The organism is Pseudomonas donghuensis, assembly GCF_000259195.1.
In the GTDB taxonomy this organism is placed as follows: domain Bacteria; phylum Pseudomonadota; class Gammaproteobacteria; order Pseudomonadales; family Pseudomonadaceae; genus Aquipseudomonas; species Aquipseudomonas donghuensis.
This window is the reverse complement of sequence record NZ_JH650758.1, coordinates 79,432-96,096: the sequence shown is the minus strand read 5'-3', so window position 1 is coordinate 96,096 and position 16,665 is coordinate 79,432. Positions and strand designations below refer to the sequence as shown.

Below are 16,665 nucleotides of genomic sequence, written 5' to 3'. Positions count from 1 at the left end.
GCTGGCTTGCCAGCGATGGCGTAGTCAATGGTGCTGCGGCTCGCGGATCTTGTACCAGGCCACATACAGTGCCGGCAGAAACAGCAGGGTCAGCAAGGTGGCGACGATGATCCCGCCAATCATTGCGTAGGCCATCGGCCCCCAGAACACTTCGCGGGCGATCGGGATCATGCCCAGGCTCGCCGCTGCCGCCGTCAGCAGGATCGGCCGGCGCCTGTGGTTGGTCGCCTCCAGCACCGCGTCCCAGGGTGAATAGCCCTGGGCTTCGTATTCATCGATCTGAGTCACCAGGATCACCGAGTTGCGGATGATGATGCCGATCAGCGCGAGGATCCCCAGAATCGCCACAAAGCCCATCGGCGTGCCGGTCGGCACCAGCGCCAGGACCACGCCGATCAGCCCCAGCGGCGCCACGCTGGCGACCAGGAACAGCTTCTGCACACTGTGCAACTGGATCATCAGGAAGGTGCCCATCATGAACAGCATCAGCGGCACCACCTTGGCGATCGGCCCCTGGGCCTTGCCGCTTTCTTCCACGGTGCCGCCGGTGGCCACGCCGTAACCCACTGGCAGCTTGCTGGCGAAGTCGTCGATCTGCGGCTTGAGCTCGGCCACCAGGTCGGTGGGCTGGATGTCGCCGCGTACCGAAGCCTTGATGGTGATGGTCGGCTTGCGGTCACGGCGCCATACCAGCGGCTGCTCCAGCTCGTAGCGCACGGTGGCGAAGGCCAGCAGCGGGATCGAGGTGCCGTTGGGGGTGACGATCTGCAGGTTCTGCAGGGTCTGCGGCGTGCCACGCTCGCTGTCTTCGGCGCGGGCGATGACGTCGATCAGGTAGATGTTGTCGTTGACCTCAGTCACCGGCGCGCCGCTGACGATGCTGTTCATCACATTGGCCACGTCTTCGGACGACAACCCGAGCTGGCGCGCCTTGTCCTGGGCGATCTCGACCCGCAGCACCTTGCCCGGCTCATTCCAGTCGTAAATCATCTCGCCAATGTGTTCGTTGCTGTCGAGCAGCGAGGCCAGGGCAATGGCATGTTTGCGCACCTGGTCGATGTCCTTGCCGCTGACCCGGTACTGGATCGGCCGCCCTACCGGCGGGCCCATTTCCAGGGACTGAACGTTGCTGCCGATGCCGACGAAGTCTTCGCGCAGGCGCTTCTGCAGACGCGCCATCAATACCTCGCGCGACGCCAGGCCCTTGCTGACGATCACCAGTTGGGCGTAGTACGGGTTCTGCAGTTGCTGGTCCAGGGGCAGGTAGAAGCGGATCGCACCCTGGCCGATGTAGGTGCTCCAGCGCACGATGTCCGGGTCGCCCTTGAGCGTCGCTTCGAGGCGGTCCACCGCCTTGCGGGTTTCCTCGATCGAGGCGTTCTGCGGCAGGTTGAGGTCGACGAGGATTTCCGGGCGGTCCGAGGACGGGAAGAACTGGTTCTGCACGAAACGCATGCAGAACACCGCCAGCACGAACAGCAACACGGTGCCGATGATGGTCAGCCAGCGATGACGCATGCACCAGAGCAGGCTGTTGCCGAAAGCCTTGCCGATGCGCCCCGGCTCTTCGTCGTGCGGTTTGACCTTGGTGCTGAGAATATGCACGCCGAGCACCGGGGCAAACAGTACCGCCACCACCCACGACACCAGCAGCGCCGCGGCGATCACCGCAAACAGCGTGTAGGTGTACTCCCCCGCCGAGCTGGCGTTGAGCCCGATGGGCACGAAACCGGCCACCGTCACCAGGGTCCCGGTGAGCATCGGGAAGGCCGTCGAGGTGTAGGCGAAAGTCGCCGCCTGCTCCTTGCTCTCGCCCTTTTCCAGGCGCGTGACCATCACCTCGACGGTGATCATCGCATCGTCCACCAGCAAGCCCAGGGCAATGATCAGGGCGCCCAGGGAGATCCGCTGCATGGTGATGCCGCTGTACTCCATGAAGATGAACACCATGGCCAGCACCAGCGGAATCGAGCAGGCCACCACCAGCCCGGCACGCACCCCAAGGCTGACGAAGCTCACCACCAGGACGATGACCACCGCCTCGAACAGCGCGCTGGTAAAGCCGCCAACCGCTTCCTCGACCACCACCGCCTGGTCCGACACGGTGTGCACGCCCACGCCCACCGGCAACTCGGCGATCACACTGTCCATCTTCTTGTGCAGGTCGGCACCGAACGCCTGGATATTGCCACCGGCCTTCATGCCGATGGCCAGGCCGATGGCGGTCTGGCCGTTGTAGCGAAACATCGAGGTCGGCGGGTCGACATAACCGCGCTGGATATCGGCGATGTCGGCCAGGCGGAAGAAACGATCGTTGATGCGCAGGTTGACCGTCTCCAGGTCTTTCTCGGAGGCGAACTGGCCGGTGGTGCGCACCGAGATGCGCTCTGGCCCGGCTTCAATCACCCCGGCCGGGGTCACCGCGTTCTGGCTCTGCAGCGCCTGCAGGACCTGGCGCTGGTCGATGCCGAAGGAGGCCAGCTTGCGCGTGGAGAAATTCAGGTACAGCACTTCGTCCTGAGTACCGATCATCTCGACCTTGCCCAGGTTGGGCACTTCGCGGACTTCGGCGCGCACCTGCTCGACGTAGTCACGCAACTGGCGCATGGTCAGGCCGTCGGCGGTAAAGGCATAGATCGAGCCGAACACGTCACCGAACTCGTCGTTGAAACCCGGCCCCTGGATACCCTGGGGAAACTCGCCGCGGATGTCCTGGATCTTCTTGCGCACCTGGTACCAGATCTGCGGGATGTCCGCCGCCTTGGTGGTGTCACGCAGGTTGACGTACACCGTCGACTCGCCCGGGCGGGTATAGCTTTTCACGTAGTCGAGGGAGTCCAGCTCTTCGAGCTTCTTTTCGATACGGTCGGTGACCTGGTACAGGGTTTCATCCTGGGTCGCACCGGGCCAGCGGGTCTGGATGACCATGGTCTTGATGGTGAACGAAGGGTCTTCCTCACGCCCCAGGTTCATGTAGGAAAACACGCCCATCAGCAAGCCGACGAACATCAGGTACCAGACAAAGGATTGGTGCTTCAGCGCCCACTCCGACAGGTTGAAGCTTCCTTTCATTGCGGGTCTTCCTCGTCGACTATGACCTTCTGGCCCGGTTTGAGACTGTTCACGCCTGCCGTCACCACCCGCTCGCCGGCCTGCACGCCAGAGGCCAGTACTACGCTGTTGGCGGTCCGCTCAAGCAGCTTTACCTCGCGAGTAGAAACAGTTTTCTGTTGTGGATCGACGATCCATACCAGGGTTTTGGCCTCGCTTTCCAGTAATGCCGATGCCGGTAGTTCGACGCGCGGCGACACCGCCGAAGTCAGGGTGACGCTGATTGCCGTGCCCAGGTGGAATGCCAGTGGCGTATCGGCCAGGGTCAGGCGCGCGCGCCGGGTACGGGTGGCGGCATCGGCCTGGGGCTCCAGCTCTCGCAAGGTGGCAGTGGTGCTGATGCTTGAGTCCAGTTGCGAGGCGGCCAGGAACTTCAGCTCGCCGGAGACCTGCTCGGCCAGGCTGGTGGGCAGGTCGATGACCGCTTCCTTGATGTCCGGGCGGGCCAGGGTCACCACTGCTTGCCCGGCGCTCACGGTTTGCCCGGCTTCGGCCTGCCAGTTGGTGACCACCGCGGCGTGATCGGCTTTCAGCTCGCTGTAGCCGAGCTGGTCGCGGGCCTGCTCGACTGCCGCACGCGCCTGTTCCAGGGACGCACCGGTGGTTTTCAGGTCGGTCTGGGCGATATCCAGCTGGGCCTGGGCGCCCACGCCGCGGTCGAACAGCTGCTGCTGGCGGCGGGCGTTGGCCTGGGCATTGATCCACTGTGCCTGCACTTTGGCCAGGTCGCCTTCGGCGGCGCGCAATTGGTTGCGCTGGTCGGTGGGGTCAAGGCTGGCGAGCACGTCGCCCGGTTTTACCGAACTGCCGACATCCACCCAGCGTCGGGCAATGCGCCCGCCCACGCGAAAACCCAGGGTGCTTTCGTAGCGGGCCTGAATGCTCCCGGCGAAGCGGCCAAGGTTTGCCTGGCTCTGCGGCTCGACCACCAGCGACAACACCGGTCGCACAGGTTCAGGCGCCTCGGCGGGTTTCCCGCAGCCGGCCAGCAGCAGGGCACTGCACAACGTCAGCGTCAGCCTGTTCATTGCGCCACCCCGCTGTCGGTCGTCGGCGCCACTTGTACCTGCATTCCCGGGTTAAGCAATTGACCACCGGCCACCACCACGGTCTCGCCGCCTTTAAGGCCCTCGCCGACCACCACCTTGCCGGTGAGGTAACGGATGACCTTGACCTTCTGCAGGCTGACTTTGTGACCCTCGCCGATCACCCACACGGCCGGGTCATGCAGGTCCTTGGTCAGCGCCGACCAGGGCAGTTCGATACTCGGCCTGCCCTGGGCATCGGCAGTGGCGCTGACTGGCGAGCCCAGTTCCATGCCCGCAGGTACGTTTTTCAAGGCCACCTTGACCTGCACCGTACCGCTTTGCGCCGACACCGTCGGGGTGATTTCGCGCACATAACCCAGGGTCTGGATCTTCGGGTTGTCGACCAGGCGCACGGTAATCGCATGCTCGCTCGGCGGCGCCACCAGCAACGACTCATAGACATTGAACACCGCGTCACGATCGCCATCGCGGGCCAGGCTGAAAATCGGCACCGTGGCCTGGACCACCTGGCCGACTTCGGCCTGGCGCTCGGTGATCACCCCGTCCGCCTCAGCCACCAGCGCGGTATAGCTCAGCTGTTCACGGGCGTTGGCCAGTTGCGCCTGAGCGGCCTTGAGGGCGCTCTGGCTGCTGCGCAAGGCAGCTTCGGCAGAGTCGTACTCGCTTTGGCTGGTATAGCCTTTGGGCAACAGCTTCTGCTGGCGGACAAAGGCGGCGGCAGTCTGGGTCACGCGTGCCTGTTCGGCAAAGACTTCGGCCTTGGCCGAGTCGACGCTGGTCTGCAGGTCCTTGGGGTCAAGGCGGGCCAGGACCTGGTTGGCCTTGATGTGATCACCGACATCGACGCTGCGGGAAACGATCTTGCCGCCCACGCGAAACGAAAGGTCAGTCTGCACCCGCGCCTGGACATCACCGGTCAGGGTTACGGAAGCCGCAAAATCACTGGGTTCAACACGTTGTACACCGACTCTGGGCAGCTCGGCTTCAGCGGGTTTTTGCTCACCGCACCCCGTCAGCACCAACCACCCCCCCAGGCAGACGATCGATAAAGGACGCGACATCGTCATGCAGGCTCCTTGCACGTGCCAGATCTATTTAGGAATGCGAGTGTTAGCGTAGATCAGGGATCCCTTGATCGCTTGTCGGCGTACACAATTCGTTCAACACGCGGAATCGGCGATACTGCCCTCTTTGCCTGAATGGACGCTGCCATGCTGACCACCCTGGCTGTCGCCAACTACCGCTCAATCAATCACTTGCTGCCTGCGCTGGCGCGCTTGATCATCCGCGTGTCGGAGCAGTGTCAGGTGTGGGTGGTGTCACATGCACGGCGCCTGGTGGTGGCGCTGGAACAGGATGCGACCTGCAATTCGATCGTGCTGGAGAAGGTGCTGGGGCAGACCCGCGTTGCCGGTCAGGGGATGCTGGATGAGCCGGCCTGGCATTGGCCGGAGTAAAAACCCGAAGGCCCCATCGCTGGCAAGCCAGCTCCCACAGGGGCTGCTGTACACAGAACCTGTGGGAGCCGGCTTGCCGGCGATGAGGCCCGTCAGATCACGCTGAAACCGGCGCCGGCGCGCGACGCACGTCCGGTTGTTTCCACGAGTCGGCAGCGCTTTCTTCGATCGCCTGCTGGATCGCCCGACGGCGACGCTCTTCGGCCTGGCGGCTGAAGTACCAGACCATGAAAGTCACCAACGACACGCTGAGCAGGATCAGGCTGGCCACCGCGTTGATTTCCGGCTTCACGCCCAGACGCACGGCAGAGAAGACTTCCATCGGCAAAGTGGTCGAACCCGGGCCCGAGACGAAGCTGGCCAGTACTAGGTCATCCAGCGACAGGGCAAAGGACATCATCCCGCCGGCTGCCAGCGACGGTGCAATCATCGGGATGGTGATCAGGAAGAATACCTTCCACGGCCGCGCACCGAGGTCCATCGCCGCTTCTTCGATCGACAGGTCCAGCTCACGCAGGCGCGCCGACACCACCACCGCCACATAGGCTGCGCAGAAGGTGGTGTGGGCGATCCAGATGGTGACGATGCCACGCTCCTGCGGCCAGCCGATCATCTGCGCCATGGCCACGAACAGCAGCAACAGCGACAGACCGGTAATCACCTCGGGCATTACCAACGGTGCGGTAACCAGGCCACCGAACAGGGTACGGCCCTTGAAGCGGGTCACCCGGGTCAGCACGAAGGCCGCCAGGGTGCCCAGCGCCACGGCGGCGATCGCGGTGTAGCAGGCGATCTCCAGCGAGCGCATCACCGAACCCATCAGCTGGGTGTTGTCGAGCAGGCCGACGTACCACTTCACCGACCAGCCGCCCCATACCGTCACCAGCTTGGAGGCGTTGAACGAGTAGATCACCAGGATCAGCATCGGCAGGTAGATGAACAGCAGGCCCAGGACCAACATCAATTTGGAGAAACTGAAACGCTTCATGCCCTGCCCTCCATCTCTTTGGCCTGACTACGGTTGAAGAGCAGGATCGGTACGATCAGGATCGCCAGCATCACTACCGCCAGGGCAGAGGCCACCGGCCAGTCACGGTTGTTGAAGAACTCTTGCCAGAGCACTTTACCGATCATCAAGGTTTCCGGGCCGCCGAGCAGCTCAGGAATGACGAACTCACCCACCACCGGAATGAACACCAGCATACAGCCGGCGATGATGCCGTTCTTCGACAGCGGCACGGTGATCTTCCAGAAGCTGTTGAAGGTGCTCGAACCCAGGTCCGACGCGGCCTCAAGCAGGCTCTGGTCATGCTTCACCAGGTTGGCGTAGAGCGGCAGGATCATGAACGGCAGATACGAATAGACCACGCCGATATACACCGCGAGGTTGGTGTTGAGGATCTGCAACGGCTGATCGATCCACCCCAGCCACAGCAAGAAGGCGTTGAGCAGGCCGTTGTTGCTGAGGATGCCCATCCAGGCATAGACGCGGATCAGGATCGCCGTCCAGGTCGGCATCATGATCAGCAGCAACAGGACCGTCTGGGCTTCCTTGCGCGCGTTGGCGATGGCATAGGCCATCGGATAGCCGATCAGCAGGCACAACAGCGTGCTGAAGAAGGCCATCTTCAACGACCCCAGGTACGCCGAGATGTAGAGTTCGTCTTCGGTCAACAGGCCATAGTTGGCCAGGTTGAGCACCACTTGCACCTTGTCTTCGACGTAGCTGTAGATCTCGGTATACGGCGGGATCGCCACGTCGGCTTCAGCGAAACTGATCTTCAGGACGATGAAGAACGGCAGCATGAAGAACAGGAACAGCCAGATGAACGGCACGCCGATCACCAGATGGCGTCCCTCGGGCTTTATTCGGTTGACGGCTCGCTTGAGCTTGCGCGCATTCATGACCGCAGTACCACGCCGCTGTCATCCTCCCACCAGACGTAGACCTGGTCGTCCCAGGTCGGTCGGGTGCCCTGGCGCTCGGCGTTGGCGACGAACGACTGGACGATCTTGCCGCCAGGCAGCTCGACGTAGAACACCGAATGGCCGCCCAGGTAGGCAATGTCGTGCACCTTGCCGCGCGACCAGTTGTGCTCGCAGGTCGGCTGCGCGGTGGTCACCAGCAGTTTTTCCGGACGCAGGGCGTAGGTGATGCGCTTGTCTTCCACCGAGGTGGTAACCCCGTGGCCAACGTAGATGTGTCGCTCAAGCTCGGGGCTGGCGATCACCGCGTGGCCTTCGGCGTCGTCGACCACTTCGCCTTCGAACAGGTTGACGTTACCGATGAACTCGCAGACCAGGCGGCTGGTCGGGGTTTCATAGATGTCGATCGGGCTACCGATCTGGGCGATCCAGCCCAGGTGCATGATGGCGATGCGCTGGGCCATGGTCATGGCCTCTTCCTGGTCGTGGGTCACCATCACGCAGGTCACACCGACCCGTTCGATGATCTCCACCAGCTCCAGTTGCATCTGCGAACGCAGCTTCTTGTCCAGTGCCCCCATCGGCTCATCGAGCAGCAGCAACTTGGGCCGCTTGGCCAGCGAACGGGCCAGGGCCACACGCTGACGCTGGCCACCGGAGAGCTGGTGCGGCTTGCGCTTGGCGTACTGGGTCATGTGCACCAGCTTGAGCATCTCGGCCACGCGGGCGTCGATCTCGGACTTGGGCATACGGTCCTGCTGCAGGCCGAAGGCGATGTTCTGGGCCACGGTCATGTGCGGAAACAGCGCGTACGACTGGAACATCATGTTGATCGGCCGCTCGTAGGGCGGCATATCGGTAATGTCTACGCCATCGAGGAAAATACGCCCCTCGGTTGGTCGTTCGAAGCCGGCGAGCATGCGCAGCAAGGTCGACTTACCCGAACCCGAGCCACCGAGCAGGGCGAAGATTTCGCCCTTCTTGATTTCCAGGGACACATCGTCCACGGCGACCGTTTCGTCGAACTTTTTCGTGACCCGGTCGATTTTGACCAGCACCTGTTTAGGTTGCTGGTCGCCCTCGAGGGCTTTCTTATAGGCACCGGAGGCAACTGCCATTTGTGAAACTCCCAACAAGATTTTTTGCGCCCGCCCCTGCCGTGACGGACCCTGGATTTTTACTTGCCCGACTTGACCTTGGTCCAGCTACGGGTCATCAACCGTTGCACCTTAGGAGGTAGCTCGGAATTGACGTACAACTTGTCCAGCACTTCTTGCGGTGGGTAAACCGCTGCGTCGGTTCGCACGTTCTGGTCCATCAGATCGCCAGCCTTGGGGTTCGGGTTGGCATAACCGACGTAATCACTGACCTGGGCAATAACCTCAGGCTGCAGCAAATAGTTGATGAAGGCGTGGGCCTCTTTGACATTCTTGGAATCCTTGGGGATCGCCAGCATGTCGAACCAGAGGTTGCCGCCTTCCTTGGGAATCGCATAGGCCAGCTTGACGCCCTTGCCGGCTTCTTCGGCGCGGGACTTGGCCTGGAACACATCGCCGGAGAAACCGGCAGCCACGCAGATGTCGCCGTTGGCCAGGTCCGAGATGTATTTGGATGAATGGAAGTAGGTCACGTACGGGCGCACGGCCAAGAGTTTCTTCTCGGCGTCGGCATAATCCTTGGGGTTGGTGCTGTTGGGGTCACGCCCCATGTAGTTGAGTACTGCCGGGAGCATCTCGTCGGCCGAGTCGAGGAAGGCGACCCCGCACGTGGAGAGTTTTTTGATGTTTTGTGGCTCGAACAGCATGGCCCAGGAATCGATCTTGTCGGTACCCAGCGCCGCCTTGACCTTCTCGACGTTGTAGCCGATGCCATTGGTGCCCCACAGGTAGGGGACGGCGTACTGGTTGCCTGGATCGTTTTTTTCCAGGCGCTTCATCAGCGCCGGGTCAAGGTTCGCGTAATTGGGCAGCAGCGCCTTGTCGAGCTTCTGGAACGCGCCCGCCTTGATCTGCTTGCCGAGAAAATGGTTGGACGGCACGACCACGTCATAGCCGGTACGACCGGCCAGCAGCTTGCCTTCCAGGGTTTCGTTGGAATCGAAGACATCCTGCACCGGCTTGATGCCAGTGGCTTTTTCGAAGTCCGCGAGGGTGGTCTGACCAATGTAGTCCGACCAGTTATAAATGTGCACCGTGGGCGCCGCTTGGACGCTGATCGCCAGCGTCAGACCCGCTCCAGCCAGCATGGCCTTGCGAAATACAGAAATAGACAAGTGGGAGGTCCTCACAAATGTGCCCGTGGCAAACGACAGGAATACCTGCCGGATAACCAAACCGGCGCGCAACTTACCTTCGATGCACTCATGCCGCAAAAAAAATTTGTGCTTTCATGCTCCCTGGGCGGGATTTACACCGCGCCCAGGGAGGCAACCAGGTTTACTTGCCCGATTTGATCTTGGTCCAGCTGCGAGTGATTTCGCGCTGGGCCTTGGCACCCGGGTCAGCAATGGCGTACAGCTGCTTCTTCACATCAGCCGGCGGGTAGATGCTTGGATCGCTGGTGATGTCCTTGTCCACCAGGGGAGTCGCCGCCTTGTTGCCGTTCGGGAAGCGCACGGCGTTGGTGATCTCGGCCATGACTTTCGGTTGCATCAGGAAGTCCATGAACTTGTAGGCAGCGTCGACGTTGACCGCATCTTTGGGGATGGCGACCATGTCGTAGAAGGTACCGGCGCCTTCTTTCGGAATGATGTAGTCCAGCTTGACCTTGTCACCGGCCTCGTGGGCACGGGCCTTGGATTGCTCCAGGTCACCCGAGTAACCCACGGCCACGCAGATGTTGCCGTTGGCAAGGTCCGAGATGTACTTGGAGGAGTGGAAGTAGCCGACCGACGGACGGATCTTCAGGAACAGGTCTTCGGCGGCTTTGAGGTCTTCCTTGCTGGTGCTGTTGGTCGGCTTGCCCAGGTAGTGCAGCGCCGCCGGGATCATTTCGGTCGGAGCGTCGAGGAAGCTCACACCGCAGCTCTTGAGCTTGGCGATATTCTCCGGCTTGAACACCACGTCCCAGGAATCGATCTTGTCGATACCCAGCGCGGCCTTGACCTTCTCCGGGTTGTAGCCGATGCCGATGGAGCCCCACATGTACGGGAACGCATGTTTGTTGCCCGGGTCGCTGGCATCACCAACGGCCTTGAGCAGGTCTTCGTCGAGGTTCTTCCAGTTCGGCAGCTTGGACTTGTCCAGCTCCTGATAGACACCGGCCTTGATCTGCTTGGCCAGGAAGTTGTTCGACGGCACTACCACGTCGTAGCCGGACTTGCCTGCCAGCAACTTGGCCTCGAGGGTCTCGTTGCTGTCGAAGACATCGTAAACGACCTTGATACCGGTCTGTTTTTCGAACTTGGCGACAGTGTCCGGTGCGATGTAGTCGGACCAGTTATAGACGTGCAGTACTTTGTCATCCGCGTGAACAGCACTGGCCATGGCGCCCATCAGGGACATAGCCAGCAACGTCTTGCCCAATTTCTTCATGCGTAATGCTCCAGAATTTTTATTTAGCCATCTGTTCAGCGGCCGGCTTATTCGGCGCAAGCTCCGAGCGACTGAAACAGTCGTTAGTCTGGCAAGTTACAAGGCGCTCTTTCAAGGAAAGAGGCGCCTTGAAACTCATTGATGCCATTACGCTAGCCTAGCACTTGGCTAGTTCAGCGCTTCGAGCGTCAGGTCCAGGCATTTGCGCGCCTTTTCCACCAACTCGTCGATCTCTGCATGACTGATCACCAGCGGTGGCGCGATGATCATGGTGTCGCCCACAGCGCGCATGATCAGCCCGTTGTCGAAGCAGAACTGTCGGCAGATCATGCCCACACCCCGGCCTTCGTAACGCGCACGGGTGGCCTTGTCCTTGACCAGCTCGATGGCACCGAGCATGCCCAGGCCACGCACTTCGCCCACCAGCGGGTGATCGCTGAGCTCACGCAGACGCTTTTGCAAATACGGTGCCGTTTCTTCCTGAACCCGCTCGATGATCTTCTCGTCGCGCAGGATCCGCAGGTTTTCCAGGCCCACCGCCGCCGCCACCGGGTGGCCGGAGTAGGTGAAGCCGTGATTGAAGTCGCCGCCTTCGCTGAGCACCTTGGCCACTTCGTCACGCACGATCACACCGCCCATGGGGATGTAACCGGAGGTAAGACCCTTGGCGATGGTCATCAGGTCGGGCTTGAGGTCGTAGTAATCGGAACCGAACCACTCGCCGGTGCGACCAAAGCCACAGATCACTTCGTCGGCAATGAACAGGATCTCGTACTTGGCGAGGATTTCCTTGATCTTCGGCCAGTAGGTGTCTGGCGGAATGATCACCCCGCCGGCACCCTGAATCGGCTCGGCGATAAAGGCGGCGACGTTGTCTTCGCCGACTTCGAGGATTTTCTTTTCCAGCTGCTCGGCGGCCCATACGCCGAATTCGTCCGGGGTCATGTCACCGCCTTCGCCGAACCAGTACGGCTGCGGGATATGCACGATGCCCGGCAGCGTCCCGGCCTGCGCATGCATGCCGCTCATGCCACCCAGGGCGGCACCGGCCACGGTGGAACCGTGATAACCGTTGATGCGGCCAATGATCACCTGTTTCTGCGGCTTGCCCTTGAGCGCCCAGTAGTGGCGGACCATGCGCAAGTTGGTGTCGTTGCCTTCAGAACCGGAACCGGTGAAGAACACATGGGTCATGCCCTTGGGCGCGACGTCGCAGACGGCTTTGGCCAGCTCCAGTGCCGGTGGGTGGGCAGTCTGGAAGAACAGGTTGTAGTACGGCAGCTCGCGCATTTGCTTGGCGGCCACTTCAACCAGCTCTTCACGGCCGTAACCGACCGCCACACACCACAGGCCCGCCATGCCATCGAGGATCTTGTTGCCCTCGCTGTCCCACAGGTGCACGCCCTCGGCTTTGGTGATGATCCGCGGCCCCTTCTCTTTCAGCTGTTTATAGTCACTGAAAGGCGCCAGGTGATGCTCACTGCTAAGGGTTTGCCACTCACGGGTTTGCGGGTTGTTGACGCTCATGTGCTTCTCCGTTTGTTGACGGCCGCGGTCCTGCGGCTCCGGGTTGATCAGACCGCAAACAGCAGGAACTCACGTTCCCAGGAGCTGATTACGCGTTTGAAGTTTTCATGCTCGGCGCGCTTGGTGGCGACGTAGCCGGCAATGAATTTCTTGCCCAGGTAAGGTTCCAGCGCCTGGCAGTTCTCCATGCGCTCCAGGGCGTCCTCGATGGTCAGCGGCAGGCGCAGGTTGCGCCGCTCATAGCCACGCCCCTGCACCGGCGCACTTGGCTTGATGCCTTCAACCATGCCGATGAAGCCGCACAGCAGGCTGGCGGCGATCGCCAGGTACGGGTTGGCGTCGGCGCCTGGCAGGCGGTTTTCGACCCGGCGATTCTGCGGCCCGGCATCCGGTACGCGCAGGCCCACGGTACGGTTCTCTTCGCCCCACTCGACGTTCACGGGTGCCGAGGTGTCGGGCAGGAAGCGGCGGAACGAGTTGACGTTCGGTGCGAACAGCGGCAACACCACCGGAATGAACTTCTGCAGGCCGCCGACGTGGTTGAGGAACAGCTCGCTCATGCTCCCGTCTTCGTCCGAGAAGATGTTCTTGCCGGTACGCACGTCGATGATGCTCTGGTGCAGGTGCATGGCGCTGCCCGGTTCGCCGGTCATCGGCTTGGCCATGAAGGTGGCAGCGACGTTGTGCTTGAGCGCAGCCTCGCGCATGGTGCGCTTGAACACCAGGATCTGGTCGGCCAGCGACAGGGCGTTGCCGTGACGGAAGTTGATCTCCATCTGCGCCGTGCCGTCTTCGTGGATCAGCGTGTCGAGATCAAGGTTCTGCAGCTCGCACCAGTCGTAGACGTCCTCGAACAGCGGGTCGAATTCGTTGGCGGCTTCAATAGAGAACGACTGCCGGCCGGTTTCCGGGCGCCCGGAGCGGCCGATTGGCGGCTGCAGGGGGAAGTCCGGGTCTTCGCAGCGTTTGGTCAGGTAGAACTCCATCTCTGGCGCCACGATCGGCTGCCAGCCCTTGTCGGCATAGAGCTTCAATACCTTCTTGAGCACGTTGCGTGGCGACAGCTCGACCGGGTTGCCCTGCTTGTCGTAGGTGTCGTGGATCACCTGGGCGGTCGGCTCGATGGCCCAAGGTACGAGAAACACCGCGTTCTCGTCGGGGCGGCAGATCATGTCGATGTCAGCCGGGTCGAGCAGTTCGTAATAGATGTCGTCATCGACATAGTCGCCGGTCACGGTCTGCAGCAGCACGCTCTCGGGCAGGCGCATGCCTTTTTCGGCAATGAACTTGTTGGTCGGCGAGATCTTGCCACGGGTGATACCGGTGAGGTCGCTGATCAGACACTCGACTTCGGTGATCTTGTGTTCTTTCAACCAATCGGTGAGCTGGTCGAGGTTGCTACTCATAAATACCTCAGGAGGTAAATGTCTGGACAGACGTCAGGACGATACCCGGAGTGGGCCGTCCCAGACATTCTGGATGCCCTACGGGGCTAAAGCAAAAGTCAGACGCAGGGTGGCCGCGACGGGCAGTTCCCGCAAGGCTGATGAGCCCGCTATAGTGATGGCAGAGGTAATTCGAAGCAGCGTCGGCAGCAGGCAGGACGCCCGGGCCGTCAATTATTTCAGCCGGGGCGCAAGGTGCTAGCGCATGGCGCAAGCCACCCGCGAGGAACGCGTGCAAACCGTTCTGTGAACGGCGGGCGATGATGCCGGTTGTCGGCAGGCGTGACATGTAACCCCCGGTATTATTGGTGTTATGGGTTGCCACCGAGCTTAGCCTTGTTCATTTTTTTACACAACACCCCCGTAAAAAATAGAACACGGCCCGCTCAAGATCGCCGTTACCGTACGAAAGCAGCCCTTGTCGGCGCCCCCAATTGCAGCAAAAATGCCGCTTGAGGGCCATTTTAGGGCATCATGGGGTTGGCTTGACTTCAGCAAGGCTTTCCGATTGACTGAACCTGCAAGCCCCCATTGATTGATATTTTTAACAACAAAGGTGTTGCATCATGTCGGTACCCCCGCGTGCCGTTCAGCTTAACGAAGCGAACGCGTTCCTTAAGGAACATCCTGAGGTTCTCTACGTTGACCTTCTGATTGCAGATATGAATGGTGTGGTGCGCGGCAAGCGCATCGAGCGCACCAGCCTCCACAAGGTTTACGAGAAAGGCATCAATCTGCCGGCCTCCCTTTTCGCCCTGGATATCAACGGTTCGACCGTCGAAAGCACCGGCCTTGGCCTGGACATCGGCGATGCCGACCGCATCTGCTATCCAATCCCCGATACCCTGTCCAACGAGCCCTGGCAGAAGCGCCCGACCGCGCAACTGCTGATGACCATGCACGAGCTCGAAGGCCAACCGTTCTTCGCTGACCCGCGGGAAGTCCTGCGCCAGGTCGTGAGCAAGTTCGACGAGCTGGGCCTGACCATCTGCGCCGCGTTCGAGCTTGAGTTCTACCTGATCGACCAGGAGAACGTGAACGGCCGTCCGCAACCGCCGCGCTCGCCGATTTCCGGCAAACGCCCGATCTCGACCCAGGTGTACCTGATCGACGACCTCGACGAGTACGTCGATTGCCTGCAGGACATCCTCGAAGGCGCCAAGGAACAAGGCATTCCTGCCGACGCCATCGTCAAGGAAAGCGCCCCGGCGCAGTTCGAAGTCAACCTGCACCACGTTGCCGACCCAATGAAGGCCTGCGACTACGCGGTACTGCTCAAGCGCCTGATCAAAAACATCGCCTACGACCATGAGATGGATACCACCTTCATGGCCAAGCCCTATCCGGGCCAGGCGGGTAATGGTCTGCATGTCCATATCTCGGTGCTGGACAAAGATGGCAAGAACATCTTCACCAGCGAGGATCCCGAGCAGAACGCCGCACTGCGTCACGCGATCGGCGGTGTGCTCGAGACCCTACCGGCGTCGATGGCGTTCCTCTGCCCGAACGTCAACTCGTACCGCCGTTTCGGTGCCCAGTTCTACGTGCCGAATTCGCCAAGCTGGGGCCTGGACAACCGTACCGTGGCCCTGCGCGTGCCAACCGGCACGCCGGACGCCGTGCGCATCGAACACCGCGTAGCCGGTGCCGACGCCAACCCGTACCTGCTGATGGCCGCCGTGCTGGCCGGTGTTCACCATGGCCTGACCAACAAGGTCGACCCGGGCGAGCCGACCGAAGGCAACTCCTACGAGCAGAACGAGCAAAGCCTGCCGAACAACCTGCGTGATGCACTGCGCGAGCTGGACGACAGCGAGATCCTGGCCAAGTACATCGACCCGAAATACATCGATATCTTCGTGGCCTGTAAAGAGAGCGAGCTGGAGGAGTTCGAACACTCCATCTCCGACCTTGAGTACAACTGGTATCTGCATACCGTGTAACAGCGGTTGGATGCTGGAATGAAAAACGCCGTCGGCCCCTGAGTCGACGGCGTTTTTTATGGCCTCATCGCTGGCAAGCCAGCTCCCACAAGTGCTGTGTACACCGGACCTGTGGGAGCTGGCTTGCCAGCGATGGGCCGCAAGGCAGCCCCAAAGGCTACAGCGCTTTTTCGAAGATCTTCGAGTTACGCTGATAGTTGTACAGCGAGGCCCGCGCCGCCGGCAGCCGCTCGACCCCGCTGGGCACAAAGCCGCGCTCGCGGAACCAGTGTGCCGTCCGGGTCGTCAGCACGAACAGGGTGTTGAGCCCCATCTCCCGCGCCCGCGTCTCGATCCGTTCCAGCAACTCATCACCACGCCCACCATGGCGATACTCAGGGTTCACCGCCAGGCACGCCAGTTCGCCAGCCTCAGAATCGGCAATCGGGTACAGCGCCGCACAGGCGATGATCATGCCTTCGCGCTCGACCACGCTGAACTGCTCGATCTCGCGCTCCAGCACCTCGCGCGAGCGACGCACGAGGATGCCTTGCTCTTCGAGCGGGCTGATCAGCTCGAGCAAGCCACCGACATCCTCGATCGCCGCCTCACGCACCTTTTCAAACTGCTCCTGAGCCACCAGGGTGCCGCCGCCATCACGGGTGAACAACTCGGTGAGCAAGGCACCGTCTTCG

12 protein-coding genes and 1 pseudogene are annotated in these 16,665 nt (G+C 61.4%); 2 read left to right on the top strand and 11 right to left on the bottom strand.

All coding sequences use genetic code 11. The features are described from left to right. Positions 1-24 precede the first annotated feature (24 nt). The 3 genes from UW3_RS0105045 to UW3_RS26535 are packed head-to-tail and all read right to left on the bottom strand — an operon-like array spanning position 25 to position 5,227. Entirely contained in the window at positions 25-3,072 is a 3,048-nt protein-coding gene (locus UW3_RS0105045) for an efflux RND transporter permease subunit (RefSeq protein ID WP_010221202.1), read from the bottom strand. After that, complete coding sequence (locus UW3_RS0105040) at positions 3,069-4,139, bottom strand: efflux RND transporter periplasmic adaptor subunit (protein WP_010221201.1); 1,071 nt, start codon at positions 4,137-4,139, stop codon at positions 3,069-3,071. Before UW3_RS0105040 ends, UW3_RS0105045 begins: the two co-directional genes overlap by 4 nt. Further along, positions 4,136-5,227 (bottom strand): efflux RND transporter periplasmic adaptor subunit, encoded by a 1,092-nt coding sequence (locus UW3_RS26535; protein WP_036995309.1) that lies wholly within the window; start codon positions 5,225-5,227, stop codon positions 4,136-4,138. Before UW3_RS26535 ends, UW3_RS0105040 begins: the two co-directional genes overlap by 4 nt. Before the next feature lie 189 nt (positions 5,228-5,416). Here UW3_RS26535 and UW3_RS0105030 point away from each other — a divergent pair. Beyond that, positions 5,417-5,617 (top strand): annotated as a pseudogene (locus tag UW3_RS0105030) (ATP-binding protein); the annotation flags it as partial. A gap of 97 nt (positions 5,618-5,714) precedes the next feature. Here the strand turns inward: UW3_RS0105030 and UW3_RS0105025 are convergent. From UW3_RS0105025 to UW3_RS0104995, 7 genes are all read right to left on the bottom strand, one after another. Beyond that, positions 5,715-6,605: an ABC transporter permease subunit gene (locus UW3_RS0105025; protein WP_010221198.1), complete on the bottom strand. Its 891-nt coding sequence runs from the start codon at positions 6,603-6,605 to the stop codon at positions 5,715-5,717. Further along, positions 6,602-7,522 carry an ABC transporter permease subunit gene (locus UW3_RS0105020; RefSeq protein ID WP_010221197.1) on the bottom strand — a complete coding sequence of 307 codons (921 nt, stop codon included), beginning with the start codon at positions 7,520-7,522 and terminating at the stop codon, positions 6,602-6,604. Before UW3_RS0105020 ends, UW3_RS0105025 begins: the two co-directional genes overlap by 4 nt. Next, the gene (locus UW3_RS0105015) at positions 7,519-8,661 is read right to left on the bottom strand and encodes an ABC transporter ATP-binding protein (protein WP_010221196.1); all 1,143 of its coding nucleotides are present in this window, start codon (positions 8,659-8,661) and stop codon (positions 7,519-7,521) included. The genes UW3_RS0105020 and UW3_RS0105015 overlap by 4 nt, the downstream gene beginning before the upstream one ends. A gap of 59 nt (positions 8,662-8,720) precedes the next feature. Beyond that, entirely contained in the window at positions 8,721-9,815 is a 1,095-nt protein-coding gene (locus UW3_RS0105010; RefSeq protein ID WP_010221195.1) for a polyamine ABC transporter substrate-binding protein, read from the bottom strand. 163 nt (positions 9,816-9,978) lie between these two features. Further along, positions 9,979-11,076, bottom strand: a complete 1,098-nt coding sequence (locus UW3_RS0105005; RefSeq protein ID WP_010221194.1) for a polyamine ABC transporter substrate-binding protein — start codon at positions 11,074-11,076, stop codon at positions 9,979-9,981. A gap of 168 nt (positions 11,077-11,244) precedes the next feature. After that, the gene (locus UW3_RS0105000) at positions 11,245-12,603 is read right to left on the bottom strand and encodes an aspartate aminotransferase family protein (protein WP_010221193.1); all 1,359 of its coding nucleotides are present in this window, start codon (positions 12,601-12,603) and stop codon (positions 11,245-11,247) included. A gap of 47 nt (positions 12,604-12,650) precedes the next feature. Continuing rightward, positions 12,651-14,009 carry a glutamine synthetase family protein gene (locus tag UW3_RS0104995; RefSeq protein ID WP_010221192.1) on the bottom strand — a complete coding sequence of 453 codons (1,359 nt, stop codon included), beginning with the start codon at positions 14,007-14,009 and terminating at the stop codon, positions 12,651-12,653. Between the two features lie 605 nt (positions 14,010-14,614). Between UW3_RS0104995 and UW3_RS0104990 the strand changes: the two genes are divergently transcribed. Next, positions 14,615-15,991 (top strand): glutamine synthetase family protein, encoded by a 1,377-nt coding sequence (locus tag UW3_RS0104990; RefSeq protein ID WP_010221191.1) that lies wholly within the window; start codon positions 14,615-14,617, stop codon positions 15,989-15,991. Between the two features lie 157 nt (positions 15,992-16,148). Here UW3_RS0104990 and argA read toward each other — a convergent pair. Further along, positions 16,149-16,665 (bottom strand): amino-acid N-acetyltransferase (gene argA / locus UW3_RS29265; RefSeq protein WP_010221190.1); only part of this gene is annotated, 517 nt, incomplete at its 5' end.

What these genes read in the sequence shown, in the direction of transcription:
- UW3_RS0105045 (WP_010221202.1), bottom strand. Translation starts at nt 3,072, where the DNA reads ATGAAAGGAAGCTTCAACCTGTCGGAGTGGGCGCTGAAGCACCAATCC.
- UW3_RS0105040 (WP_010221201.1), bottom strand. Translation starts at nt 4,139, where the DNA reads ATGAACAGGCTGACGCTGACGTTGTGCAGTGCCCTGCTGCTGGCCGGC.
- UW3_RS26535 (WP_036995309.1), bottom strand. Translation starts at nt 5,227, where the DNA reads ATGACGATGTCGCGTCCTTTATCGATCGTCTGCCTGGGGGGGTGGTTG.
- UW3_RS0105025 (WP_010221198.1), bottom strand. Translation starts at nt 6,605, where the DNA reads ATGAAGCGTTTCAGTTTCTCCAAATTGATGTTGGTCCTGGGCCTGCTG.
- UW3_RS0105020 (WP_010221197.1), bottom strand. Translation starts at nt 7,522, where the DNA reads ATGAATGCGCGCAAGCTCAAGCGAGCCGTCAACCGAATAAAGCCCGAG.
- UW3_RS0105015 (WP_010221196.1), bottom strand. Translation starts at nt 8,661, where the DNA reads ATGGCAGTTGCCTCCGGTGCCTATAAGAAAGCCCTCGAGGGCGACCAG.
- UW3_RS0105005 (WP_010221194.1), bottom strand. Translation starts at nt 11,076, where the DNA reads ATGAAGAAATTGGGCAAGACGTTGCTGGCTATGTCCCTGATGGGCGCC.
- UW3_RS0105000 (WP_010221193.1), bottom strand. Translation starts at nt 12,603, where the DNA reads ATGAGCGTCAACAACCCGCAAACCCGTGAGTGGCAAACCCTTAGCAGT.
- UW3_RS0104995 (WP_010221192.1), bottom strand. Translation starts at nt 14,009, where the DNA reads ATGAGTAGCAACCTCGACCAGCTCACCGATTGGTTGAAAGAACACAAG.
- UW3_RS0104990 (WP_010221191.1), top strand. Translation starts at nt 14,615, where the DNA reads ATGTCGGTACCCCCGCGTGCCGTTCAGCTTAACGAAGCGAACGCGTTC.